Source organism: Facklamia sp. P13069 (assembly GCF_050409405.1).
Lineage (GTDB): Bacteria > Bacillota > Bacilli > Lactobacillales > Aerococcaceae > Facklamia.
In genome coordinates, this window is sequence record NZ_JBNUPN010000025.1 from 1 (window position 1) to 23,263 (window position 23,263).

Genomic DNA, 23,263 nt, shown 5'->3' on the forward strand with positions numbered 1-23,263 from the left:
AAGACAACCCCTTTATTTGAGATTAACTCACAAAGGGTTTGTCTTCAGTCTGAAAGCCCAACTTATAATTGGGCTTTTTCTATTTAAATCTATCATTCAAAACTAATAATATCTGCATGATTAACATAAAGCCAATATTTTTCGCCTACTTTATAATCTTTTAATGACTGGTGCAAGACATTGACACTCCATTGTTCACTTGAATTGATTAATTGAAATTTTAAATCTACATACTCTGGGTATTCAAAAAAATGGGTTAGTTTAGCAGGGAAAATGAGACTGGAAGAGGAAAATAAACGTTCTGTCTTAACTTCCACACGAATTGGTCTGACAAAAATTTCTTTGCCAATATAGTCTTTTAATTTAACATTAAAATCCATCTCTAACCAGTCTTTTCTACTTTCTTCAATAACTTTTAAACGGTTCAACACTCCAAAGAAACTACCCACATATTCATTTTTAGGATGATCAAAGACATTTTTAGGATAATCCACTTGCACTAAATTACCCTCATGCAGAAAAGCGATACGATCAGCAAATTGTACCGCTTCTCGCTTATCATGTGTCACTAAGATGGTTACCAGCCCTTTTTTAACATGTAAGTTATGTACTAACTGGCCCATCTCCCTTCTAAGAGGCTCATCGAGTCCGGAAAAAGGCTCATCCAACAAAAGAACCTGAGGTTCATTGGCTAAGGCTCTTGCGAGTGCTACCCTTTGTTGTTGACCACCTGATAGTTTATGGATGGAAGAAGCTTGTAAACCAGGTAAATGCACATCATTCAATAAAGATGCTACCCGCTCATCGATCTCTTTAGCTTTCATTTTCTTTAACCTCATTGGAAAAGCAATATTTTCTTTAACGTTATAATGCGGAAAAAGTCTTAAATCTTGAAAAACCACCGAAACTGGACGGGAATGACTTGGTTCTTTCATAATAGAAGTTTGATTAAGTAAAATATCTCCCTCAGCATTTTCAATTAGTCCAGCTAGTGTTTTCAAAAAAGTAGTTTTTCCAGATCCAGAAGGCCCAAGTAAAGCTAAATACTCTCCCTTTTTAACTTCAAGATTAAGATCTTTTAAGACTTTGTTATGACCCAAACTCACTGATATATTTCTAATGATTAAAGACACGGTTCACCTCCTAATAATAGTCGAATTTTTCATATTTACTTTGATATAAATTGGAAAGCCAAGAGAGTAGTCCCATAACTAAAAAGCTAATAATTAAAAAGAACAAAGCGTATATGCTAGCAATTGTACGATCGTTTCTTTGTAAATAAGGAAAAATAATTACTGATAGGGTTTGAATCTTCCCCCCACCTATCATTAAAGTCAGGAAATACTGACTAAAAGAAACAATGAATGACGTAGCCAAACTGGTCGCAAGAACAGGGAGCAGCAGTGGAAAAGTTATTTTCCAGAATGCTTTCAACTTATTTGCTCCTAATACCCATGCTTGCTCTTCTAAATGAAGGCCAACCGCATGGTAGGCATCAATCACTAAGTATGAAGCATAGGGTAAGGAATAAATCAAATGGGCTAATATCACGCCCCAAAGCTTATTAGCCCAGCCCCATTCAAACATTTTTTGATGAATACCTGTAGCAAAAACAATCACAGGAATTAGAAAAGGTAGGGCGATAGTCAACTGAATAAAATTCTTAAAGAAGCCTTTAGCCATTACCGTCGCTCTAGCAGTCATTAAGGCAATCAAAGATGACAGCATGGCTACACATGACGAAATAAATACTGAAGATAGTATAAGTGTTAGTAATTGATTAGGTTGCCGTACCAGATTTTCAAACCCTCTTAGGGACAAATTGTGCGGGATCAAATGAGGCCATGGCCAGCGAGCAGTAAATGCCCAGATTAATAAAATACTAATTGGCAAAAAAATAACTATAAATATTAAGAAATGAATAGTCTTACGATACATCTCGACCCACCTTTTCTTCACTGAATAGTTGTTTCTTTAGTTGTGGATAAAATGCTATCAGATAAATTACTACAACGGCTATCAAACTAATGAGTATTAAAATTCCATTATATGCCATTGCCAAAGGACGTTGGCTTAAATCAGGATGCATATATGCTTGATAAGCTGCAATTGGTAATGCCTTAGGTAAAGTTGGTCCTAATAAAGCTGCTAGCTCGTAGGAACCAAAAGCGTACATAAATATAATGAAAAAGGCAGCTAAGATTGTGTTTTTTGATAAGGGTAGCACAATCTTAATAAAACTTTGTAAGCGACTGGCTCCAAGCGTCTGTGCAGCTTCGCCAAGTTTATTATTGATTGAACTTATTATAGGATAACAATAAAATAAAACAAAAGGAATTTCTTTCCACATAAAAGAAAAAATAATGCCCCAACCATTTGGTTGAAACATTAATGCATCAAACCAAGCTTGGGCATTTGAAATTCCCATTGCAAATAAAATTCGTGCAAATATTCCGGTTCGTCCAAACAGTTGTAAAGTAAACAGTGCGACCACTAAATGAGGAACAATTATAGGAATTTTTACTAGCGTCTGTTGCCATCTACTTAATTTTTCTTGAACAAGCCAAAAGTAAGCCCAAGCTAGACCCATAATCGTTGAAAGAAAAGCTGAATAAAAAGCAATTTTCAATGAAAAAAACACTGATTGCTTAAATTGTTTATCATTTAATAAATCTTGATAGTAAGTCAGACTGAACTCATTTAAATTTAAAGAAGGAATGTATCCAAAAGACTGCACTATTCCAATCATTACACCTAACAGTAAAAACAAACTTAAAATGAACTGAGGCATAAATAAGAGAACTGCATAAAAACGCTTCTTCTTCGTAAGCTCCATTTTATTTTCCTGCCACTTCATCTAGCCAAATTTCTTCGATCAAAGGCACTAATTGTGCGGGCATTTCTGGCAGTCGCTTAGATAAAAGTTGTTCTTGTGGTATTATCCCCTCGCCAATTTCTACTTCCTCAAAGTCTGCTTTTAATTTATCATTTAATTTATCATTATCGATTACTGGAATTAGACCGAGGTGTTCGTATTTTGATAATTGCATTTCTGGCGATAGCATTTCATTTATTGCTACCATAGCGGCTGCTTTGTGTGATGCATTTTTACCAATTGCTATAAAGTTAGTATTACCTATTGTGCCCTTTTCAAAAACAAATGATTGGGCAGTCGATGGATACATTCCCTGTTCAATTGATCGAGCAATTTCATAAGCGTTATAGTTGATATGAAAAGCAACTTCTCCATCCATAAATAAATTGTTTAAGGCAGGACCATCGCTTGGATAAGTTTTCCCCTCACTCCATAAATAAGGAGCCAATTCATTTAAGTAATCCAAAGCCGGTTGAATGAGAACTTTCAGCTCTTCTTTATCTGTTTCCATCTTTTGAAATTCTTGATAATCAACAAATTCATAGATAATATTCCGAACAAAAGCGGAACCGGTAAAATCTGGCAATGCCGGATAAGTAAAGCTTCCAGGATTTTCTTTTACGTATGCTAACAAGGATTCAGCATCTGTAGGAGTTTCTTTAGTTACTTCTGAATCTTTAATTAAAACAAGCTGAGATTTTGAGTAAGGAGCTTCAAAACCTTCAATTGGATAGCCAAAATCCTGATTGTTTTCTATATCTTCTATATCTATAAATTCTTGATAATTTGGTAAAATTTCTGTGAATGGACCATATAAGAGTTCATTTTCTCGAGCAGATTTAAAATTCTCGCCATTGATCCAAATCATATCCATTTCACTTTCGCTAGTTTGAGCTTGCTTCTCACTCACTAATTGACTCAAAATTTGATCGATATCCATCGGAATACGGTTTAACGTAATATCATATTTTTCTTTAAGTCTTGGTCCATATACTTCATCTAACCACTGGTTAAGCTTTTCATCGCCGCCCCATCCATAAAAATTAACTTCACTTCCTTTTGCTTGCTCTACTATTTCTTCAAAAGATAAGTTGTTTAATGGGCCTCCCTCATTGGCAAAAACATATGTAGTATTGACTATTAAACTGGTTATAACAGCTAAACTTAATAATTTTAGAATTTTTTTCATTAATATTCTCCTTAATAAAAAGCATGCTCGTCGTCAATGGCGAGCACGCTTCCTTGTATTTTTGAAGATGCTTTCTAATTGGTTTCTTTTCCTTCTTCTAAATCTCCAACTGTTTTATATTTTACCGAATCTGATTGAGGATCACCAATTTGAACTTCCAAATTATCATTCATTTGCCATTCATTCCATCCACCATCAAACATGGTAACATCTAAACCCCGCTCATACATCAACAAGAATGGAAGGCTAGATCTCCAACCAGTTCCACAATAAAAGGATAAATCATTTTCAACATCAAAACCTTCTTCTTGCCAAAAAGCCAAAATCTCATCGAAGCTTTTATTTGTACCGTCTTCATTTTTAAAATCTTCCATTCCTGAACTATTAGCTTCTCCAGAGCCCCTCAATAATGGACGTCCCCAAACTGCTCCTTTAGGTTCTCCCGCTTTAGGAATATAAGAGTATCCTGATTCTATACCTAACCATTCATTTTCAGAACGTAGAGAGACTAAGCGAAAGTTGTCATTATTAGTTAAAGCATCCACAGTATCATCTAAAGATATAAGATATTCAGAATGAGCAGGCACTTCGACTCCAAATTCTTTAACAGCTGCAGGGACCACTTCACCTTCTTCTATTTCGTAACCTGCTGCTTCCCAAATAGCTAAGCCGCCATCTAGAATTTTAACGGATTCAACTCCTGTGTACAATGCAGCATAAGCTACACGGTCTACACCTGTATCAGGTCCATATAAAATCAACGTCGTATCTTTATCAATCCCATATTTTAATAAAGATTCTTCAATTTCTTCGGCAGATCGCAAATTCCATACAGGACCCTCTTCAACCGAATCCGTATTAATATGAATCGCTCCAGGCAAGTGTTTTCTCAAATAATCTGGACTTGCATCGGCTTCGCCCCAAGTGACTTCCGCCAATACATATTTTTCAATGTCTGAATTACCATCTAAGACATTTTTAATCCATTCTGCATCAACATAAACTTGTTTGTCCGGATCGACAGGGTATTGCTCCTCACTTGAAGCTTCGGTAGTGTTTTCTTCAACTTCATCTTCAGCATTAATTCTAGCAAATGGTTGCATAAGCCCAACAAATAATACAGTCAACATCAACCATGAAAACATTTTTTTCATAAGACACCTCCTTATATATATTTTTTTACTGGCTAATCATATCACTTCAAATATGCACCGACAAGCTTTGTTAGAACAGCCTTGAGCATTTATCAGAATAACTGATGAAAGCGATATCAATTCAAATTAACCATGAAGGCCCTTATCTATTAAGATATAATGGGAATGATAATATAAATTTTAAAGAGGAGAAGATCTTATGATTTATTTAGATAATGCAGCCACTTCCCTAAATAAACCTCAAGTAGTCATTGACGCGGTCATTGACGCCATTCAGCATTCTGGCAATGCTGGCAGAGGTTCTTCGGATTCAGCCATGCAAGCTTCTCGAAGCATTTTTCAAGCCCGTCAATCTTTGAATCAATTGATTAACGGCAAAGACCCTCGGCAAATAATTTTCACTCATAACGCTACAGATAGTTTAAATACAGTTATTAAAGGATTATTTAAGAAAGGTGACCATGTTATTACGACTGTCATGGAACATAATTCCGTTCTAAGACCTCTCTATGAACTAGAAGAAAATGGTCTTGAACTGACTATTTTAGGCATCAATTCGAAAGGAATTATTGATCCGGCAACAGTAAATAATACCATTCAAAGCAACACTAAAGGAATGGTCATCACTCATGCTTCCAATGTTACTGGTGACATTAATCCGATCAAGGAAATCACTCAAATTCTACACCAACACAATCTTTTAGGTATTGTAGATGCCTCACAGACAATTGGCTGTATACCTATCGACGTAGAAGCTTTGGACATAGATGTTCTTTGTTTTACAGGACATAAAAGTCTTTTAGGTCCGCAAGGAACTGGTGGTATATATGTTCACCCAGATGTAGAGATTCATCCACTAAAATCAGGTGGAACAGGCATTGATACCTTTAGTCATCATCAACCTCTTGATTACCCCTCACGCTTAGAAGCCGGAACTTTAAATAGTCATGGAATTGCTGGTCTTGCAGCAGGTGTAAATTATTTAATTGATTATGGAGTGAATAAAGTAAGAGATTATGAAAGGAATCTCTTAAACATCTTTTATAAGGAACTTCAATCCATTCCCCAAATAAAATTTTACGGTCATTTTAATCCTACTGTAGACCGCTGTGGAATTCTTTCAATTAATCTAGGCGATTTTGACTCGGCCATCGTAGTTGAAGAACTGATTGACCGAGCTGAAATTATAACACGAGGTGGTGGTCACTGTGCTCCTTTAATGCATGAAGCATTAGGAACCAAGGAACAAGGAGTTGTGCGATTCTCACTATCGCATTATACGAAAAAAGAAGACCTCATGGTCGCCGTTGAATGTCTTAAAGACATTCAAAAAGATCTATCTGAGTAATTTTAAACGATTCGACAATTATTTATTATTTTTTCTAATAAATACCTCTCTCACCTTAAAATCAAAAATAAATATTAAATCGATATCAGAAAGTAGTGACTTTTGTGGAATTAAAACAAATCCAAACCTTTATAACAATAGTAGAATGGGGTAGTTTTTCAGAAGCTGCTAACCAACTCTACCTCTCTCAACCAACTGTCTCTTTGCACATTAAACAATTGGAAAATGAATTAGGCATCGAATTAATTTCACGCACAACTAAAAGCCATGAATTAACTACCCAAGGACAGGAATTTTATAAGTACGCACAATCCTTATTAAAAATGTCACGTAACATTGAAACCACCTTTTCTCAAAGAAACAACCATGAAATCACAATCGGTGCCTCATCCATTGCTGCTTCTTATCTTCTTCCGTTAGCTCTTTCGGAATTTGCCAAAGATAATAAAGAGATGCGGGTCTCCCTTCACCAAAGTGATACCATTGATATTATTAATGATATTGCCCTAGGGTCTTTAAATATTGGTATTGTTGGCTCTCAATCGATGAATAGTAACTTGACTTTTGAGAAGCTCTTTTCGGATAAATTAGTCATTGTTACCCCTTATAATCAAGAATTCATACAATATAAAGAAACAGCTTATCCAATTAAGAAGATCTTAGAAAAACCTTTCATTACTCGCGAGGAAGGTTCAGGAACACTTAAAGAATCAGCATTGATACTGAGAGAGTTGGATATCGATCCACTCAAACTGAATAAAGTTTTTGAAGTAAATAATAATGAAACGATAAAACAATTTATTAAGTTGGGGGTTGGGATTTCCATTCTATCAGAGCTAGCTGTTCAGCCTGATGTGAAACATAAAGAAGTTTTAACCTTCGATATTGAAGGAGTGAATTCTATACGAAACTTTTACTTGGTTTATCGTAAAAATACACACCTTCCTGAATCCGTTAAAAACTTTATCAATTATATTCGTAACTATCAATTATCGGTTGAACCTTTTCAGTCCGATCAATCAATTAATTAAGACTTAAGTCTGTCTGATTTTGGTTAATTTTCATCTATGATTGTCATATCATCAACATATGTTAAAATGTTTTTGAGGAGTGTGACCCGATGGATGAAAAAAGACAAATTTTAACCCGAAAATGGATGCATTTCCTCAATATTTTGGGACTCATAGTTACTCTCATATTAGTTATGTGGGGAATTCAAGCAGGTGTTTTTACCGACGAGAGAAAAATGCTAGTAATGATTAAAGGTTTTGGCTTTTGGGCGCCCTTGATTTTTATTATCATTCAGATAGCCCAAACCATTATTCCAGTTATGCCGGGAGCGATTACTATTCCCATCGGAATCTTAGCCTTTGGTCCCTTTTGGGGTTTCGTCCTCAATTTGTTACCCATCTATCTCGGATCTTGGGTCAACTTTTGGATTGGTAGAAGATATGGAAAACCTACTGTCCGAGCCATACTCGGCGATAAGTCGTATGGTAAAATGATCAGACTTTACGAAAGAAAAAACATGGGAAATTGGCTTTTTACTTTTTTAATGTTTTTTCCCTTCTCGCCAGCTGATATTCTCTGTTATGGAGCTGGAATCACTACTATGACTCGCAAGTACTTCATTTTATCCTTGCTATTTGGCAAACCTGTTTCCTTAGCTTGTTATGGTTTTGGAACAACTTATATTTTACATTGGTTAACATCATTCTTTTAAAAAAGAGGCTATCACTATATAGTTGATAACCTCTTTTTATGTTTTAAGCTTTGTTAATTTCCCACACTCGGTTAATTATTTTTAAATTAGAACCACTACTTGCCTTTTCTTTTTCAATTAAAAATGGTCTTTTAATTAGCATACCGTTTTTACTCATTAGCTTTAAAACTTCTTCAGAAGACATACTATCTAAACGGTCTTTTAATTTCATATCTCGGTAGACCTGTCCAGAAGTATTTAGCATTTTGCGAATATTGCCATCTGTCGATTGATAAGCCACTTTTAATTCCGAAAGAGAGGGGGGATTGTCGCGAATATCTTCTATCTCAGTCAATTCCAAACCATTTTCCTGCAAATACTTCATAATCTTGCGACAAGTTGAACATTGCTTTAAACCATATACTTTAATCATCATTTTCCCTCCGTCATTCATTAAAGAATACATAGCATAATTAGCTCACAGTATTATAAAATTGACTCTAATTTTTATCTCGTCCAAAAAATCGCCTTTCAATTTTGAAGACGAGTTCTTTTATTATTCATCGTAAAAACGGCGATTTTTATTATTAGGATTATAAAAGGTAAATCCTTGTCCAATAACTTCTTGAACATCACTAACTGTAACAAAAGCATTTGGATCAATTGAAGCAATATGTCGCTCTATTTTCACCACTTGCTGTTTAGATACAACAATATATAACACTTCTTTTTCCTTATGGGTGTAATAACCATAAGCTCTGAAAACAGTGATCCCTCTTGCAATTTCTTCGGTAATCATCTGACAAACTTGTTCTGGTTCTTTAGTGATAATTAACATTGCCTTCCGACGACTAAAGCCATCCGTAACAAATTCTAAGGCAGCTGAGGTTAAAAATTTCATAAAAATAGTAACAATAGTGTTTTCAGCACCTATAACAAACCCAGAAGCTAAGACAATTGACATGTTTAATAAAAAGGTAGCTGTGGCAAAATTAATCCCAAGGTATTTCTTTAAAATCATGGCGATAATATCTGTTCCAGCCGAAGAACCATGTCCTTTAAGAATTAATCCTAAACCAATACCCATTACAACTCCGCCTGCCATTGCCGAAATTAGCCGGTTTTCTGAAATAAAAACAGGTGGAAAGACAGTGTTTAAAGCCCAGGAGGTTACAATCATGGCATAAATTGTAAAAATTAACGTACGTTTTTCAAGAAATCGATAACCAATCAATAGAATAAAAGAATTTATAATGAGGTTTGTGGTCCCAGTAGGAATATCCTTGATATATTTTAAGATAATCGCGATACCTGCCACTCCACCATTACCAAAATGATTGGGGATTACAAAACTGTTTACCCCAGCAGCATAGACGAGACAGCCTAAAGTAACCATAAAGATGGAATAGGCAAGTGCCCATGGTTTCACCTGTAGCTGAAGTTTTGAAATTGACGGTTTCATTTATTCGCTCCTAATTTTATATTTCATTATCTATTATAGCGTTTATTCGATTTAAAAAACAGAACCTTCAGATGACTTTTTAATTAAATTTCTGTGGATAAAACCTCAGTCATTTCTCATCTTTTTTATAAATTACTCCACCGTTACCGATTTAGCTAAATTACGTGGTTTATCTACATCAAGCCCCCGTTCAACTGTTGCTAAATAGGCAATCATTTGGCAGGCAACCACACTCACAATTGGAGTTAAGAGCGGATGCACAGATGGAAGAACAAAGTCTCCTTCACTTGCGTATGGTTCACTTGCTATTACAAACGTTTTGGCTCCGCGCGCTTTCACTTCTTCTAAACTAGACCGCGTAATGGAAGCTGTTACTGGGTCAGTTATTAATGCAGTAACAGGCGTTCCCTCTTCTATTAAAGCAATTGTTCCATGTTTTAATTCTCCTGAAGCAAAAGCTTCGGTGTGAATGTATGAGATTTCTTTTAGTTTAAGAGCTGCTTCCATGGCTACTAAATAATCCATATGACGCCCTAAATAGAAAGCATGCACTTTATCTGCAAGTCCATTTTTTACCCAAGAATTTAAAGCATCTTTTTGAGTAAGGACCCTTTCAATGGCTTGAGAAACTAATGATAACTCATGTTTCATTGAGAAATCCTTTTGGCTTGCAAGAACATCTGCTAAAATCGCTAAGACTGTTAATTGAGCTGTATAAGCCTTTGTAGAAGCCACAGCAATTTCCGGTCCTGCATTCAATAAAAGTGTATAATCCGATTCTCTCGAGAGAGTAGATCCCTTGACATTAGTTATAGTTAAAGATGGATAGTTTAATTCATTGACTTTCACTAAAGCTTGTCGACTATCAGCTGTTTCGCCTGATTGAGAAATAAATATAAAGAAAGGTCTTTGACTTAATAGCGGCAAGTGATAAGAAAACTCTGATGAAAGATGAACTTCCACTGGTATTTTCGCCAAGTCTTCAATCATCACTTTACCTACTAAACCTGCATGATAAGAAGTCCCACAAGCTAAAATATAAAGACGATCCGCTTGCTTAATTTCAGATAAAAGGTCAGCTTCAATAGTAAATTCACTATCTTGATTCTGATAATAAAGAATATTTTTACGAACTACAGCAGCTTGCTCATCCATTTCTTTAAGCATATAGTGCGGATAAGTTCCTTTATCAAGATCACTAGCATCTAAGTCTGCAATATAAGAAGAACGGTCAATGACTTGACCCGATAAGTCCTCAATTAAAATGCCATCCGATTGAATCATCAATAATTCACCGTCGTGAATTTCAATATATTCACTGGTCAAATCAATCGTTGCCATTGCATCCGATGCAATTACATTGAAATCGTTTCCCATGCCCACTAATAATGGTGATTTTTTCTTAGCAGCATAAAGAGTTGTGGGGTCTTCTTTATCAATTAATCCAATAGCATAAGAGCCTTCTATCAATTGAAGCACCTTTTTTAATGCTTCTTTGGTAGATATTCCTTCTTGTGAGAAGTAAGCAATTAAAGCAACAATTACTTCTGTGTCTGTTTGTGACTTTAATGATACTTCACTTAAGTAAGTTTTCTTTAAGTCTAAATAGTTTTCAATCACACCATTATGGACTAAAGTAAAGCGATCAGAATTAGATTGATGGGGGTGAGCATTTTCTCTATTAGCAGGACCGTGGGTTGCCCACCGTGTGTGACCAATACCAATACTAGAGTTAAATTCTTGATTTACTGCCCTTTCAAGGTCGGCAATTCTACCTTTCTCTTTAAAAAGATGACCCCTACCTTCTTGATCTAAAAGATAAAGTCCGGCCGAATCATAACCACGGTATTCTAATTTTGCCAATCCATCAAGTATAATTCTTTGTACATTTCCTTCACCAATAAATCCAACAATTCCGCACATAAAATACGCCTCATTTCTTTCAATATTTTATGCTTTCGGTGCATAGAATAGACTCTGTCCAAGTTCTCGCGATCTTGTTTTAACTATTCTTAAAGACTGCACAGCCTTGAGTCATCCGCCGAAAATTCGATAAACTCATCCTCGTCACCTATTTCAATAGGTCTGGCGCTATCCAATTTTAGTCTCCTTTTATATTTTCTGAAAGCCTATTAAACTTACACTAAGCACGACTAAATGTCAAAAACTTCACACAAAAAAGCGTAAGGATTAAAAGGAATCTTCACGCTCTTTTGAATTATATTTATTTTGTTCTCTTTTTTAAACGTTTAATAACCGTCGTTGAATATGGAAGCAAATTAATCGATTTAATTTGATTAAGATATTCATTTTCTTCAAGATCAACAACATCATCGTAAACTAACATCGTATAATTGCCTAAAGGAACATTAAAGTGCGCATATTCTTCACCACCATTAAACATTAACAAGAGATCATAGCTTTTACCGGCATAACGAACCGCCATGATTTGGTCTGAAGCTTGAATTACTTCTGTCGAACAACGTAAGCTCTCATAGCTAGTTTGGCGTAGAAGAGGCTCTTCTTTTCTTAATTGAATTAAACCCTTTACGAATTCCACCGTTTTACAATGTTGAGTCATTAGAGACCAATCGATTTGATTAATAGCATCTGGTCGGTTATAAGAATCTCTGACTCCTTGCTTGCTTCTTAAAAATTCTTGACCAGCATGAATAAAGGGAATCCCTTGGGCTAGCAAGACTAAAGCCAATCCTAATTGCTGTTTTTTTATAATAATTTCCGGTAGATGATAAGGGTCAGCCATCATTAACCGATCATAGAGTGTATAATTATCGTGTGCTTCACAATATTGAATCACTTGCATGGGATTATTAAATTTTTCAGAATCATAGCGAGCTAGAAAATTATTAACTAGTGGTTCTTCCATGTACCAAGCACCATTAATAAACCCCCTTGCCTCAGGATTAAAATCATTCCCTTTTATAGCCTCTCGGATCCCATCATTAAATTGAGCTATTCTAGGCATTTTATAAGCATTATTTAAATTAGCTTTTTGATCTGGTGGAATGGGACTAGCCATATCCCAACCCTCACCTAAAATAATTATACTAGGGTCAATTGCATCAAGAGCTTCTCGAACAGCTTTTAAACTCTCAATATCATGCAAACCCATTAAATCAAAGCGAAATCCATCGATATGAAATTCACTTGCCCAGTATTGAACAGAGTCTACGATGAACTTTTGCATCATCACACGTTCAGATGCTGTATCATTTCCCACGCCACTGCCATTAGTTAACTGTCCAGATTGGTCATAGCGAAAATAATAGTGCGGGACTGTTAAGTGGAGAGGATGGTTTTCAACTTGGTAGACATGATTATAAACAACATCCATAATGACACGCATCCCTTTTTGATGAATAGCATGAATCATTTGTTTTAATTCTTTAATTCTAACAATAGGATCATAAGGATCTGTTGCATAAGAGCCTTCTGGAATATTGTAGTTATAAGGATCGTAACCCCAATTATATTCATTTGGTTGCTCAAAGGTTTCATCGATAGAGTCAAAATCGAAAAGAGGTAAAAATTCTAAATGGGTCACTCCCAACTCACTTAGATAGTCTAACCCTGTGGAATCCCCTTCAGGATTTCGTGTGTCGGTTTGAGTCAATCCTAGATACTTTCCTCTATCAGTAATGCCAGATTCGCCTTGAATCGTTAAGTCGCGTACATTCACTTCATAAATAACCATAGCTTCGTCTCGAGGAAAAGACGGCATCCTTTTCGACCAGCCTGCTGGATTGGTTTTTTTCAAATCAACTACGACTGATCTCCTACCATTAACTGTACATGCTCGAGCGTATGGATCGATTGTTTCCTTTTGGCTCCCGTCTTTGAAATCAATACGAAAGCGGTAGGTTGTTTGATGATGGTCCCCTGCTAATTCTATTTGGAATACAGGGCCTTGCTTAACCATGAGGTGTTCATCTTTAACTTGACCATAATAACCTTCAAAAACAATTAATTGGATGGAGCGAGCAGTTGGTGCCCATACTTTAAATACTGTTTTATCAGGTGAATAGATAGCTCCTAATGCACCTAAATATGCCATTTGATCTAATTCTTTAATCCTCTCTTTTGTATACATACCTTCACTCTCTCATCCTTTATTTTAAAAAAAAGCAATAGAATAACGATTTACTATCGCTTCTATTGCGTTTTACACAAAATCTCTCTCAGTGAATTCTACTATTAACTATTTATAACGTTTGCGATGTGACAATTGACAATAACGTTCATACCAAATATCGATAAAGGCCGGATTAAAAGGACCTTTTTTTTCCTCAATCCAACGGACCAGCTCTTGAATGTTATATTTCAAAATGCGATCAATTTCGACTGGATAATTATAACGTCGACTATGTACTTCATACTCATCTAAATCCAACAATCGCTTCTCACCATCTGGAAACATTTTAATATCAAGATCATAATCAATATATTTTAACGCTTCCTTGTCCATAACATATGGAGAGGCAAGATTACAATAATAAGTGACACCTCTTTTACGAATCATCGCTACAATATTAAACCAAAAATGTTGATGGTAATATACAATTGCTGCTTCTCGTGTCACCCATCGACGACCATCTGATTCGATCACTAAAGTATGATCATTGCACCCAATAATAGACTGCTCACTGGTCTTTAAAACCATCGTATCGCGCCATGTTCGATGCAAAGAACCATCGTGTTTATAACTTTTAACAGTAATGAATTCACCTTCTCTGGGCTGCTTCATCACTGAACCTACTTTCTATTGTGTAAATAATTAGCCATTCGGCTATCAACTTTTCCTTGAATATTATATCATACTCGCTTGTCTTTATGGGAGCAAATTTCATTTTATAAGAGAAAGCTTATTCTCTCCTTAAAATAAATTATTTCCTAAAATTCGAGATTTATGCTATAATTTGTTCAATAAAAAAAAGAAAGGAAGCTTATTATGAATTCAAGCACTTCCCCCAAAAAACCACTAGAAATTGGTATATATACTTTAGGTGATCATGTACCTCATCCAATTACTGGCGACCGTATTTCACAAGAACAAAGAGTCAATGAAATTATTCGTTATGGTATTGAAGCAGAAGCGGCTGGCTTAGATCTTTTTAGTGTCGGTGAAAGTCACCAACCTTATTTTACTAGCCAAGCGCATACAGTTATCTTAGCAGCTATTGCTCAAGCAACTTCTAAAATTAAACTTTCTTCTGCTGCAACCATCGTTTCAACTTCAGATCCCGTTCGCATCTTTGAAGATTTTGCTACCCTGGATCTTATTTCAAAAGGAAGAATGGAGATCATTGCAGGACGCGCTTCACGTGTAGGTCTTTTTGATTTATTAGGCTATAATATGCGCGATTATGAAGCCTTATTCGAAGAAAAATTTGAACTTTTACGTCAGATTAATGAAGATTTAATTATAAATTGGGAGGGAGAATTTAGAGCACCTTTGAAGAATGCTTCCATTCTACCTCGACCTTATCAAAATCGTAAACTGACAATTTGGCGCGCAGTTGGTGGCCATCGCACATCTGCTATTCAAGCCGGACGTCAAGGAGCCCCTATCTTCTTAGCACATTTAACTGGACCAGTCGATATTCATTTAGCTAATATTCAGTCTTATCGGGAAGCCTTAGAAGAAAGTGGCTATCAAAGCCAAGATTTCCCTGTGGCAACTGCTGGAATGCTATACGTAGCTGAAACTTCACAAAAAGCCAGACAAGAAGCCTATACTTTCATTTCTAAAGGCTTTACCTTCTCAAATGGTCAAGAATTTCCTAAGCGAGCTTTTGCCCAATCAGAAAACCTTAATGATATTCTTAACGTTGGAAGTCCGCAAGAAATCGTTGAGAAAATTCTCTATCAATATGAAACTTTCGGTATCAGCCGTTATGTGGCTCAAATTGATTTTGGTGGAATTCCTTTCGAACATCTAATGAAGAACTTAGAACTTTTAGAGGCTAAAGTTTTACCCGCTGTTCGCCGCTATACTGGTCAAAAAGCTGCCGATCAAGCTGAGCCAACCGATCACGCTAAATTTAGAGAGACGGTCCAAGAATTGACCAAGGAAAAGGAAGTGGAATAATGAGATTAATTTTACTTTCTGGTTCGAAGATGGGTAGTAAAACTCGCATTGCTATGAACCTCACTAAAGAGATTATTCAAACAAACTATTCAGACTTTGATGTGGAGTTGATTGATCTAGCTGAAAAAGATATTGAATTCGCGGATGGTCATCACTATGTTGAACTTACTGGCGATAGTGCTTATGTTACAAAAGCAATCATGGAAGCTGATGCTATCATAATTGGTAGTCCAATCTTCCAAGCCTCCATCCCAGCCACACTTAAAAATATTTTCGATCTTTTACCACAAAATGCTTTAAGAGACAAGACAGTTGGAATGGTGATTACAGCAGGTAGTCCTAAACACTACTTAATTGCCGAATATCAATTGAAGCCTATACTTTCATATATGAAAGCTATGGTTATTCCTTCTTATGTCTTTATTGAAGAAGCTGACTATCATCAAGGTGAAATAATTAATCAAAACATCCATTACCGTTTAGATGGTTTAATTAAAGATACTTTATTATTTAGCCAAGCTATGGAATTAAAACGCCAAAAAGAAGAAGAAGCCTATGACTTTTAATAATTAAAATATATCGTTTGTAATCAAAAGACCTCTAGCTCTTTTTGCTAGGGGTCTAAATTTTTTAAAACTTATTTGTTTGATGCATCATTTAAAAAAGTCGTAAGTCATCATTAGAAGATGCTTTATTACTATCTAATAATTTTATCTGCAGTGAGGACAAGGCCAATTGACTTATATCACTCTCTGCTACCCACCGAAAGCTACTATCATTTAGATGAAGCTGATCAAGTAATTGCTGTCCACTACTTTCAAAATTGACCGCTAAAATGCCAACTTGCCAAATTCGATGGCTAAAAACATGTTTTATTGCTGGAGTAAGCTTTTCTATCTTGACTTTAAAGTATTGCTGAATTTTTTCTACAACAGATTCCATTACCATTTCATCTGGCTTGAGATAAGTATAAAAGAATGCCTCTTTAACTTCATTTGCATCTTTTAAAGCTAGCAAATCGACTTCTACTAAAGGATAGTGCCATAAGCCGAACAATAATTCTCCGGTTTGATGCTGACGCATTAAAACTTTCCCTTCTTTATTTATAATTTTATAAGCAAGCCATTCTTGTCTTATCTGCTTAGTCTTCTTATGTTTAACTGGATAAAGATGACTCGTTCCATTTTGATAAGATTGATCAAATTCTTCTAAGATATGGTTTTCAGGCCGGTAATTGCTTGGTGTCATAACGGTAGCTCCAATATCCATCAAAGCTTGATTAAAGTCACCCGGTCGTTTGGGGTCAATCAGAGGGTCTAATATGGCTTTAAAAACTTTACGGTTTTTTGCTTGACCAATATCTTCCTCTACTTCAAATAAGCGAGCGATAATACGCATTAAATTGCCATCAATGGCAGGCTCAACTAAACCAAAGGCAATCGAGCCGATAGCTGCTGCTGTATAAGGTCCAATACCTTTTAAACTTAATAGCTCCTTCATGGTTTTTGGCATGATGCCATCATAATCATTCATAATTTGTTTAGCAGCAAATTGCATATTTCTTACCCTTGAATAATAGCCTAAGCCTTGCCATAGCTGATGCAGTTGTTCTTCAGAACTTTGAGCTAAAGCTTGAATAGTTGGTAACTCGTCTATAAAACGCTCATAGTAAGGGATAACCGTATTCACTTGCGTTTGTTGCAGCATAATCTCACTGACCCAAATTTGATAGGGATCTTTGCTGTGGCGCCATGGTAAGTCTCGCCCTTCTTCATCGTACCAAGTTAATACTGTTTTGCGAAACTTCTGAATTTTTTGAGGAGACCAATCAAGATAACTACTTATAAATTTACTCATTTAACTACTCATTCTCCCCTTTCATATTCATCACACTTTCATTATCCTCTAGCCAATTTTGAATGTCTTGATATTCAAATCCCTTTTGGCGCAAGTCGACAATTAGACGCTGCTTAAGTTCGTAGCCTTCATGTTTTTTGGATCTTTTGCGAAAAATTTTTTGCCCCTCTTTATCCAGCAGATCCTCCTGAAGTTCAGGATCGACTTCCATTTTATAATTATCTAGAAAGGTTTGAATGATTGTTCGATCATAGCCCTTTTGGTTAAGGTGTTGGTATAACTTTGTTTTTTGCATGGCTAAAGACAATCGTTTTTTACTTTTAATAAACTTATCCGCTAACATTTTTAAGTTTTCTCGTTGCAAATTTTCTGGATACTCCATTAAAGCTTCTTCAATTAATAGATCATTTAAACCTTTCATTTTCAGCTCATAAGAAATGTTTCTTGGCCCTTTACGGTTGATATTGGCTTGAGTGCGTACATAGGCTTGGCCATAAATAAGATCATTAATTAAGTTTTGTTCTTTTAGTTTGTCAATAATTTGATCAATCAAACTTTCTGAAATGTCAAAAGATGCATAGTCAACATTCCTTTGTTGTTTACTGGGATTAGCTAGTGGCGTTTTGCAGTTACTAGATTCCATTTCCTTAGAAAAATCCTGCCTTTCTTCCATCTTCTCACTTTGTGACTCTTTTATCATTTTATCAAGATAATCACGTACTTCTTGTTCAGATTTCAAACCATAAGACAGATAGTTTAGCGTTTTTTGATAAAAACGATAATGAAATTCAGCTTCTAAAATTTTTCTAATTAACTCTTGATCGACTGCTAAACCTTTTCTGATAGCAAACTTAATTAAAATTGCCTCATCGATTCCAAAAGCAAACTGATTATCTATAAAAATAGAATAGCGTTGCTTATTCTTTTTTTGAACCTGAATTTTTGATATTTTCAAATCATCACCTCTATTTATTATTGTAACACGATTTATCCAACTTCTCTGATTCAGACTTCTATTCTGTTATCGAGAATATGCTATAATAGACAAAAAACTAAAGGGGCTTGCTCATGGATAAAAGAGAACAGTCAATTCTTCAACTAGCCACTCTTGCTGGGACCCTCTTGATTCAATCAGAAGCTGAAGGTTATCGAGTTGAGCGAACAGTTAACCAAATTCTCTCATTAAGTAACTTTGACCAACCCGCTGTCTTTTCATCTGCTTCTGGCCTATTTTTAGCTTTACAAAATAGTCAGTTTAAAGAAGAAAGCCCGGTGGGAAGCACAATTATTGTAAGGGTGAAAAACCGCAAAAATCACATGCGCATCATCCATCAAGTCAATGAAATCATTGGTCAATTATTAGACAAAAGTATTAGTCCACAAGAAGCCTATTTGAAACTAAACAGCATTCAAGACCAGGAATATACCACCCATAACCAATTTGTTTGGACAATTCTTTTGATCATGTCCTATGTTATCTTATTAGAAGGTGGTTTAGGCGATTTGGTGATTGCTCTAATTCCAACCATCATGATTCTATTTTTTAAACTATCAGAAGATAACTTTGGTCTCAACCGTTTTGCTGTCAATGTCTTAATGACAAGTTCACTAGCCTTTGTTTTACCCATTATCCATTGGTATGTAACCACCCGCTTTAACCTAAATATTGTTATTGGTGCCACTTTAATGCCACTTTATCCCGGAACGGCTTTTACCAATGGAATCCGTGATTTGCTTCACGGGGATTACTCTACTGGTATAACTCGTTTAATAGATGCTTTTAAGGAAGGTTTGAGCCTTGCTTTGGGTGTCGGAATTGGCTTAGCTATCTCATATGGAGTGATTAACTTATGGAATTAAATCATTTAATATTAAGACTCGTTGCTAGTTATCTAGCAACTGTAGCAGCAGCTATCAATGTCAATGCTCCACGTAAATTCATTTATTGGTCAGGTATACCGGGAATCATTTCATATGCTGTTTATTTATTTGTTCTAAGTCACACCAATACCTTTATCGCTACTTTTATTGGTAGTCTTATTGTAAGTATTATGGGCCAGTGGATGTCACGTAAGTTTAAAACCGTCGTTAATGTTTTTTACATTCCTGCTTTCTTTCTTTATGTACCGGGAATTGCCATTTACGAGACTGCAGAATACTTTATGCAAAACAATTTGATTGCAGCTAGTCAGTCCTTTTATCAAGCCTTGGTGACTGCTCTTGCCATTGGTTTAGCGGTCTTTGTCGTGGATTCAGCTATGGATACTTATAAATATCACCTTAATAAAAGGTCACAAGCCGATTAAATTTTATGCTCAATCGGTCAGTCTATGGTCGGAGTAATCTTTCTATTTAAAATGTTAAACTTATAAAATCGAGGGGTGATTTTTTGAATAATTGGCGCCAATGGCTGAAAGTAGTAGCCTCAACTTTTTTAATTATAACCATTATTTTTATTTTCAATCAATTTATGCAATTATACCGTAATTTAGCTTATATCCATCCTCTCTTAGCACTCACAGTCATTTTTATTCTAGCTGTTATGTTAATTTATTTTACATTCCTAACTGTGAGAGAACTAATGAAGTTGCCTAAAGAAATAGATTTAGCAGATGGAGCAGGTCCAGAAGAATACGATCAGTATGTAAAAGATAGTTTAGTCAAACTAATTAAGAACCCTACTTTAAAAGAGCTGAATTACGATTGGCTTGCTCACGAAAACTTATCCGCAGAAGAACAAATTCACTTGGCCCATCATTCTTTAAGAGAACATGGCTTAATTGAAATCAAAAAACAAGCTCAAATGGTTTTCTTAACAACTGCTATCTCACAAAATGGTTCCTTAGATGCCCTTACAGTTCTAGTTGTTTTAATGAAAATGGTTTGGCATTTGATCAAAGTGTATGATACGCGTCCGAGTTTCGGAAAAGTTCTTTCCATATACACTAATGTTGCAACCACAATTTTAATGGCTAGAGGGATTGAAGACTTAGATCTTATTGAAGCTCAAATGGAACCTTTCATCTCTTCCATCCTTGGAGGCAGTCTATTATCCATGATTCCAGGCTCTGTTTCGATTACTAATTTAATAGCCAACTCGATTTTAGAAGGATCCATTAATGCCCTACTAACCTTAAGAGTGGGAATTGTTACTATGGATTATTTGGGCAGCTTGAAAGATGCTGATAATCAAGTTATCAAACGGTCTGCAACCATTGAAAGCACAAAATTGCTCGGTCAAATTATTAAAGATGGCAGTTTAAAAGTTATCCAAACCATCGTTAAATCTGTTAAAAAAACAGGTATCGAAAATAGTAAGAAATGGAATCCGTTTACAAAGATATAATAACAATGCTAGCGATTTACGCTAGCATATTTTTCTGAAAAAGGTTAAATTACAAGTAAGGCTGTGCTATAATGCACTAAGTAAAAATAAGTATCTGGATTGGGGTTGATTTTATGTCATTTACAAGTTTAAAAGGTTTAATTGATGAAGCTAATGAAAGAAAACTAACCATTTCTCAAGTAATGATTCAAAATGAAATGGAATTACGAGGAATTACTGAGGAAGAAATGTTAGTTGCTATGGAAGAACAGTTTGATGTCATGGTCAATTCAGTAAGAAAAGGTACTTTGGAGTCTGTTATGAGTCATACAGGTGTGACTGGTGGAGATGGTCATCGTGTCTTTGAATATACCCAAAAGGATGACTCTTTAATCGATTCCTTCACATTAAGAGTTGTCGCAAATGCGATGGCAGTCAATGAAGTGAATGCTTCAATGGGAAGAATTGTTGCGACCCCTACGGCAGGTTCTGCCGGTATTTTACCTGCTTGTTTAGTTCATATGCTTGATACTGGAAATTTTGAAAAGGAACAATTAGTCCGTGCGATGTTTACCGCTTCTGCTTTAGGCTTAGTTATTGCTAACCGTGCTTCTATTTCCGGCGCCCAAGGAGGTTGCCAAGCCGAAGTGGGTTCTGCCACTTCTATGGCAGCTGGGGCCCTAGTTGAATTGAAAGGTGGAACACCTGAGCAAGTTGGTAATGCAGTGGGATTAGCACTTAAAAACTCACTCGGACTTGTTTGCGATCCTGTTGCAGGTTTAGTAGAAATCCCTTGTATCATTCGGAATGGACTTCATGCACTGACTGCAATGGCTGCTGCTGATATGGCATTAGCTGATGTGGTATCCATTATTCCTTCGGATGAAGTTATTGACGCTATGGATGCTATTGGTAATGAACTCCCTGAATCATTAAGAGAAACAGGCATTGGTGGTGTAGCGGGTACTCCTACTGCCCGTCGTATCAAAGAACAGGTCTTTGGTAATTCAGATGAATTAGTAGCTGATGTTGAGGTTGAGTTATCTGGAACAGGTGAAAAGATTTTAGAGGATGGAGTTAGCGCGTCTTACCAATCTGGTTTCGAAATTATTGGTCCAGTAATGGTCGGTCCTTCATCTTCTCATACTGCCGGTGCCGTTCGCCTCGGTAATGTTGCTCGTCAACTTCTAGGAGAAGAACCTGAGGAAGTCGTATTCACCCTAATGGATTCTTTTGCTAAAACTTATCAAGGTCATGGCACTGACCTAGCATTAATAGCCGGCGTTTTAGGCTATACGACTCGTGATTCAGAAATAGCTGATATACGTGATATTGCTGAAGAACGTGGATTAAAGATTAATTTCCTCGAGCGTAATCTAGGAAACTATCACCCTAATACTGCTCGTATTCATATCTTCGGTCCAAATAACCACGTCACCATCATTGGCTCATCAGTAGGTGGTGGAAAAATCGAAATCAACAAATATGATGAATATGATGTTCGCTTTTCTGGCGAACGCCCTACTTTAATTATCCGTCATAAAGATAAAATTGGAACAATCGGTCGCCTTTCAACCTTCCTACAAGATCATGATATAAACATCTCATACATGACACACCAAAGAGCTAAAATTAATGGCCCCGCTATTACTATCTTTGAAATGGACCAAGAGCTTAACCAAGAAGATACAGATGAGCTTCTTCTTCGCTTTAGCTTTATTGATGATTTAAAGGCTATCTATGTAAAATAAATTAAAACCTATTCCCAGTCATGGGGATAGGCTTTTCTCATAGTATTTTTACTCCTCGTCATTTCGTAATAAATGGCCATCTTCGTTCTTGACCAAAAAGTGAACAGTAGCAAAGACAATAAAGATAGCTATGGATCCTAATACCAAATCTTCCATTGTTTGCGCATAAATCAGCATTTTTCTAGCAATTACAAATAAGATCAGTTCTAAAACTGCTTTAGGAGAGTGAAAAAGCAACATAAAAATTAACTCAATTCCCACTAAAAGCAACAAAGCATAACCTAAAAAATTTTGAAAAACAGAATAGGTTTCTATAACATCTGCTTGTAAAACTAAATAACCGTATTTAAATAAGTCAATCATTCCTACAGCGACACTTAAAGTAATAGCTATAACTATTACCATTTCAAGTAAACGAGAATATTCTTCGAGAGTCTGTTTTAATCTATCAATATTAAATTTCATTTTTTCGCTCCCTATATAATCTTTAA

The 23,263-nt window shown here is 35.8% G+C and carries 22 protein-coding genes and 1 pseudogene; 10 read left to right on the forward strand and 13 right to left on the reverse strand.

The window, feature by feature from the left end:
• Positions 1–92 precede the first annotated feature (92 nt).
• The 5 genes from ACQV2T_RS07620 to ACQV2T_RS07640 all read right to left on the reverse strand — a co-directional run bounded on the left by ACQV2T_RS07620 (position 93) and on the right by ACQV2T_RS07640 (position 5,218).
• Positions 93–1,133 (reverse strand): ABC transporter ATP-binding protein, encoded by a 1,041-nt coding sequence (locus tag ACQV2T_RS07620; RefSeq protein WP_428874885.1) that lies wholly within the window; start codon positions 1,131–1,133, stop codon positions 93–95.
• Positions 1,134–1,143: 10 nt separating this feature from the next.
• Complete coding sequence (locus ACQV2T_RS07625) at positions 1,144–1,938, reverse strand: ABC transporter permease (RefSeq protein ID WP_428874886.1); 795 nt, start codon at positions 1,936–1,938, stop codon at positions 1,144–1,146.
• The gene (locus ACQV2T_RS07630; protein ID WP_428893473.1) at positions 1,928–2,857 is read right to left on the reverse strand and encodes an ABC transporter permease; all 930 of its coding nucleotides are present in this window, start codon (positions 2,855–2,857) and stop codon (positions 1,928–1,930) included. The genes ACQV2T_RS07625 and ACQV2T_RS07630 overlap by 11 nt, the downstream gene beginning before the upstream one ends.
• Entirely contained in the window at positions 2,838–4,064 is a 1,227-nt protein-coding gene (locus ACQV2T_RS07635) for an ABC transporter substrate-binding protein (protein ID WP_428893474.1), read from the reverse strand. The genes ACQV2T_RS07630 and ACQV2T_RS07635 overlap by 20 nt, the downstream gene beginning before the upstream one ends.
• Positions 4,065–4,138: 74 nt before the next feature.
• Entirely contained in the window at positions 4,139–5,218 is a 1,080-nt protein-coding gene (locus tag ACQV2T_RS07640) for a sulfurtransferase (RefSeq protein WP_428893475.1), read from the reverse strand.
• 199 nt (positions 5,219–5,417) lie between these two features.
• Between ACQV2T_RS07640 and ACQV2T_RS07645 the strand changes: the two genes are divergently transcribed.
• From ACQV2T_RS07645 to ACQV2T_RS07655, 3 genes are all read left to right on the forward strand, one after another.
• Entirely contained in the window at positions 5,418–6,566 is a 1,149-nt protein-coding gene (locus ACQV2T_RS07645) for an aminotransferase class V-fold PLP-dependent enzyme (protein WP_428875766.1), read from the forward strand.
• Between the two features lie 104 nt (positions 6,567–6,670).
• On the forward strand, positions 6,671–7,597 hold the full coding sequence (locus ACQV2T_RS07650; protein ID WP_428872777.1) for a selenium metabolism-associated LysR family transcriptional regulator: 927 nt from the start codon (positions 6,671–6,673) through the stop codon (positions 7,595–7,597).
• Positions 7,598–7,686: 89 nt separating this feature from the next.
• Positions 7,687–8,289 carry a TVP38/TMEM64 family protein gene (locus ACQV2T_RS07655; protein WP_428893476.1) on the forward strand — a complete coding sequence of 201 codons (603 nt, stop codon included), beginning with the start codon at positions 7,687–7,689 and terminating at the stop codon, positions 8,287–8,289.
• A gap of 43 nt (positions 8,290–8,332) precedes the next feature.
• On the opposite strand, the gene ACQV2T_RS07660 is transcribed toward ACQV2T_RS07655, so the two are convergent.
• The 5 genes from ACQV2T_RS07660 to ntdP all read right to left on the reverse strand — a co-directional run bounded on the left by ACQV2T_RS07660 (position 8,333) and on the right by ntdP (position 14,495).
• Positions 8,333–8,701, reverse strand: a complete 369-nt coding sequence (locus ACQV2T_RS07660; RefSeq protein WP_428874892.1) for a Spx/MgsR family RNA polymerase-binding regulatory protein — start codon at positions 8,699–8,701, stop codon at positions 8,333–8,335.
• Between the two features lie 123 nt (positions 8,702–8,824).
• Positions 8,825–9,730 carry a YitT family protein gene (locus ACQV2T_RS07665; RefSeq protein ID WP_428872773.1) on the reverse strand — a complete coding sequence of 302 codons (906 nt, stop codon included), beginning with the start codon at positions 9,728–9,730 and terminating at the stop codon, positions 8,825–8,827.
• 132 nt (positions 9,731–9,862) lie between these two features.
• On the reverse strand, positions 9,863–11,653 hold the full coding sequence (gene glmS, locus ACQV2T_RS07670) for a glutamine--fructose-6-phosphate transaminase (isomerizing) (protein WP_428875769.1): 1,791 nt from the start codon (positions 11,651–11,653) through the stop codon (positions 9,863–9,865).
• Between the two features lie 301 nt (positions 11,654–11,954).
• Positions 11,955–13,841 (reverse strand): type I pullulanase, encoded by a 1,887-nt coding sequence (pulA, locus tag ACQV2T_RS07675; RefSeq protein ID WP_428872769.1) that lies wholly within the window; start codon positions 13,839–13,841, stop codon positions 11,955–11,957.
• 108 nt (positions 13,842–13,949) lie between these two features.
• The gene (gene ntdP / locus ACQV2T_RS07680; protein ID WP_090289229.1) at positions 13,950–14,495 is read right to left on the reverse strand and encodes a nucleoside tri-diphosphate phosphatase; all 546 of its coding nucleotides are present in this window, start codon (positions 14,493–14,495) and stop codon (positions 13,950–13,952) included.
• Between the two features lie 204 nt (positions 14,496–14,699).
• Between ntdP and ACQV2T_RS07685 the strand changes: the two genes are divergently transcribed.
• Together ACQV2T_RS07685 and ACQV2T_RS07690 are read left to right on the forward strand one after the other, a co-directional pair.
• Positions 14,700–15,839, forward strand: coding sequence for an LLM class flavin-dependent oxidoreductase (locus ACQV2T_RS07685; protein WP_428874894.1), 1,140 nt, complete (start codon positions 14,700–14,702; stop codon positions 15,837–15,839).
• Positions 15,839–16,405, forward strand: a complete 567-nt coding sequence (locus ACQV2T_RS07690) for an NADPH-dependent FMN reductase (RefSeq protein WP_428872767.1) — start codon at positions 15,839–15,841, stop codon at positions 16,403–16,405. The genes ACQV2T_RS07685 and ACQV2T_RS07690 overlap by 1 nt, the downstream gene beginning before the upstream one ends.
• A 91-nt stretch (positions 16,406–16,496) precedes the next feature.
• Here the strand turns inward: ACQV2T_RS07690 and mutY are convergent, their stop codons facing one another.
• Together mutY and ACQV2T_RS07700 are read right to left on the reverse strand one after the other, a co-directional pair.
• The gene (gene mutY / locus ACQV2T_RS07695) at positions 16,497–17,696 is read right to left on the reverse strand and encodes an A/G-specific adenine glycosylase (RefSeq protein WP_428893477.1); all 1,200 of its coding nucleotides are present in this window, start codon (positions 17,694–17,696) and stop codon (positions 16,497–16,499) included.
• Positions 17,697–17,700: 4 nt separating this feature from the next.
• Positions 17,701–18,651, reverse strand: a complete 951-nt coding sequence (locus ACQV2T_RS07700) for a RecX family transcriptional regulator (RefSeq protein WP_428874895.1) — start codon at positions 18,649–18,651, stop codon at positions 17,701–17,703.
• A gap of 113 nt (positions 18,652–18,764) precedes the next feature.
• On the opposite strand from ACQV2T_RS07700, the gene ACQV2T_RS07705 reads away from it, so the two are divergent.
• The 5 genes and pseudogenes from ACQV2T_RS07705 to sdaAB all read left to right on the forward strand — a co-directional run bounded on the left by ACQV2T_RS07705 (position 18,765) and on the right by sdaAB (position 22,772).
• A complete protein-coding gene (locus ACQV2T_RS07705) occupies positions 18,765–19,556 on the forward strand; it encodes a threonine/serine ThrE exporter family protein (RefSeq protein ID WP_428872764.1) in 792 nt (263 codons plus the stop codon).
• A complete protein-coding gene (locus ACQV2T_RS07710) occupies positions 19,547–20,002 on the forward strand; it encodes a threonine/serine exporter family protein (RefSeq protein WP_428872763.1) in 456 nt (151 codons plus the stop codon). Before ACQV2T_RS07705 ends, ACQV2T_RS07710 begins: the two co-directional genes overlap by 10 nt.
• A gap of 83 nt (positions 20,003–20,085) precedes the next feature.
• Positions 20,086–21,042 (forward strand): DUF697 domain-containing protein, encoded by a 957-nt coding sequence (locus ACQV2T_RS07715; RefSeq protein ID WP_428872762.1) that lies wholly within the window; start codon positions 20,086–20,088, stop codon positions 21,040–21,042.
• Between the two features lie 113 nt (positions 21,043–21,155).
• Positions 21,156–22,025 (forward strand): annotated as a pseudogene (gene sdaAA / locus ACQV2T_RS07720) (L-serine ammonia-lyase, iron-sulfur-dependent, subunit alpha); the annotation flags it as partial.
• A 57-nt stretch (positions 22,026–22,082) separates the two neighbouring features.
• A complete protein-coding gene (gene sdaAB / locus ACQV2T_RS07725) occupies positions 22,083–22,772 on the forward strand; it encodes an L-serine ammonia-lyase, iron-sulfur-dependent subunit beta (RefSeq protein ID WP_428874941.1) in 690 nt (229 codons plus the stop codon).
• Positions 22,773–22,820: 48 nt separating this feature from the next.
• Here the strand turns inward: sdaAB and ACQV2T_RS07730 are convergent, their stop codons facing one another.
• Positions 22,821–23,237: a hypothetical protein gene (locus ACQV2T_RS07730; protein ID WP_428872761.1), complete on the reverse strand. Its 417-nt coding sequence runs from the start codon at positions 23,235–23,237 to the stop codon at positions 22,821–22,823.
• Positions 23,238–23,263: the final 26 nt, after the last annotated feature.

Bases quoted from the DNA above. Each gene is read 5' to 3' on its own strand.
- ACQV2T_RS07625 (WP_428874886.1), bottom strand. From the start codon at position 1,938: ATGTATCGTAAGACTATTCATTTCTTAATATTTATAGTTATTTTTTTG.
- mutY (WP_428893477.1), bottom strand. From the start codon at position 17,696: ATGAGTAAATTTATAAGTAGTTATCTTGATTGGTCTCCTCAAAAAATT.
- ACQV2T_RS07665 (WP_428872773.1), bottom strand. From the start codon at position 9,730: ATGAAACCGTCAATTTCAAAACTTCAGCTACAGGTGAAACCATGGGCA.
- ACQV2T_RS07655 (WP_428893476.1), top strand. From the start codon at position 7,687: ATGGATGAAAAAAGACAAATTTTAACCCGAAAATGGATGCATTTCCTC.
- ACQV2T_RS07635 (WP_428893474.1), bottom strand. From the start codon at position 4,064: ATGAAAAAAATTCTAAAATTATTAAGTTTAGCTGTTATAACCAGTTTA.
- ACQV2T_RS07630 (WP_428893473.1), bottom strand. From the start codon at position 2,857: ATGAAGTGGCAGGAAAATAAAATGGAGCTTACGAAGAAGAAGCGTTTT.
- pulA (WP_428872769.1), bottom strand. From the start codon at position 13,841: ATGTATACAAAAGAGAGGATTAAAGAATTAGATCAAATGGCATATTTA.
- ntdP (WP_090289229.1), bottom strand. From the start codon at position 14,495: ATGAAGCAGCCCAGAGAAGGTGAATTCATTACTGTTAAAAGTTATAAA.
- ACQV2T_RS07685 (WP_428874894.1), top strand. From the start codon at position 14,700: ATGAATTCAAGCACTTCCCCCAAAAAACCACTAGAAATTGGTATATAT.
- ACQV2T_RS07690 (WP_428872767.1), top strand. From the start codon at position 15,839: ATGAGATTAATTTTACTTTCTGGTTCGAAGATGGGTAGTAAAACTCGC.
- ACQV2T_RS07730 (WP_428872761.1), bottom strand. From the start codon at position 23,237: ATGAAATTTAATATTGATAGATTAAAACAGACTCTCGAAGAATATTCT.
- ACQV2T_RS07645 (WP_428875766.1), top strand. From the start codon at position 5,418: ATGATTTATTTAGATAATGCAGCCACTTCCCTAAATAAACCTCAAGTA.
- glmS (WP_428875769.1), bottom strand. From the start codon at position 11,653: ATGTGCGGAATTGTTGGATTTATTGGTGAAGGAAATGTACAAAGAATT.
- ACQV2T_RS07705 (WP_428872764.1), top strand. From the start codon at position 18,765: ATGGATAAAAGAGAACAGTCAATTCTTCAACTAGCCACTCTTGCTGGG.
- ACQV2T_RS07640 (WP_428893475.1), bottom strand. From the start codon at position 5,218: ATGAAAAAAATGTTTTCATGGTTGATGTTGACTGTATTATTTGTTGGG.
- ACQV2T_RS07660 (WP_428874892.1), bottom strand. From the start codon at position 8,701: ATGATTAAAGTATATGGTTTAAAGCAATGTTCAACTTGTCGCAAGATT.
- ACQV2T_RS07710 (WP_428872763.1), top strand. From the start codon at position 19,547: ATGGAATTAAATCATTTAATATTAAGACTCGTTGCTAGTTATCTAGCA.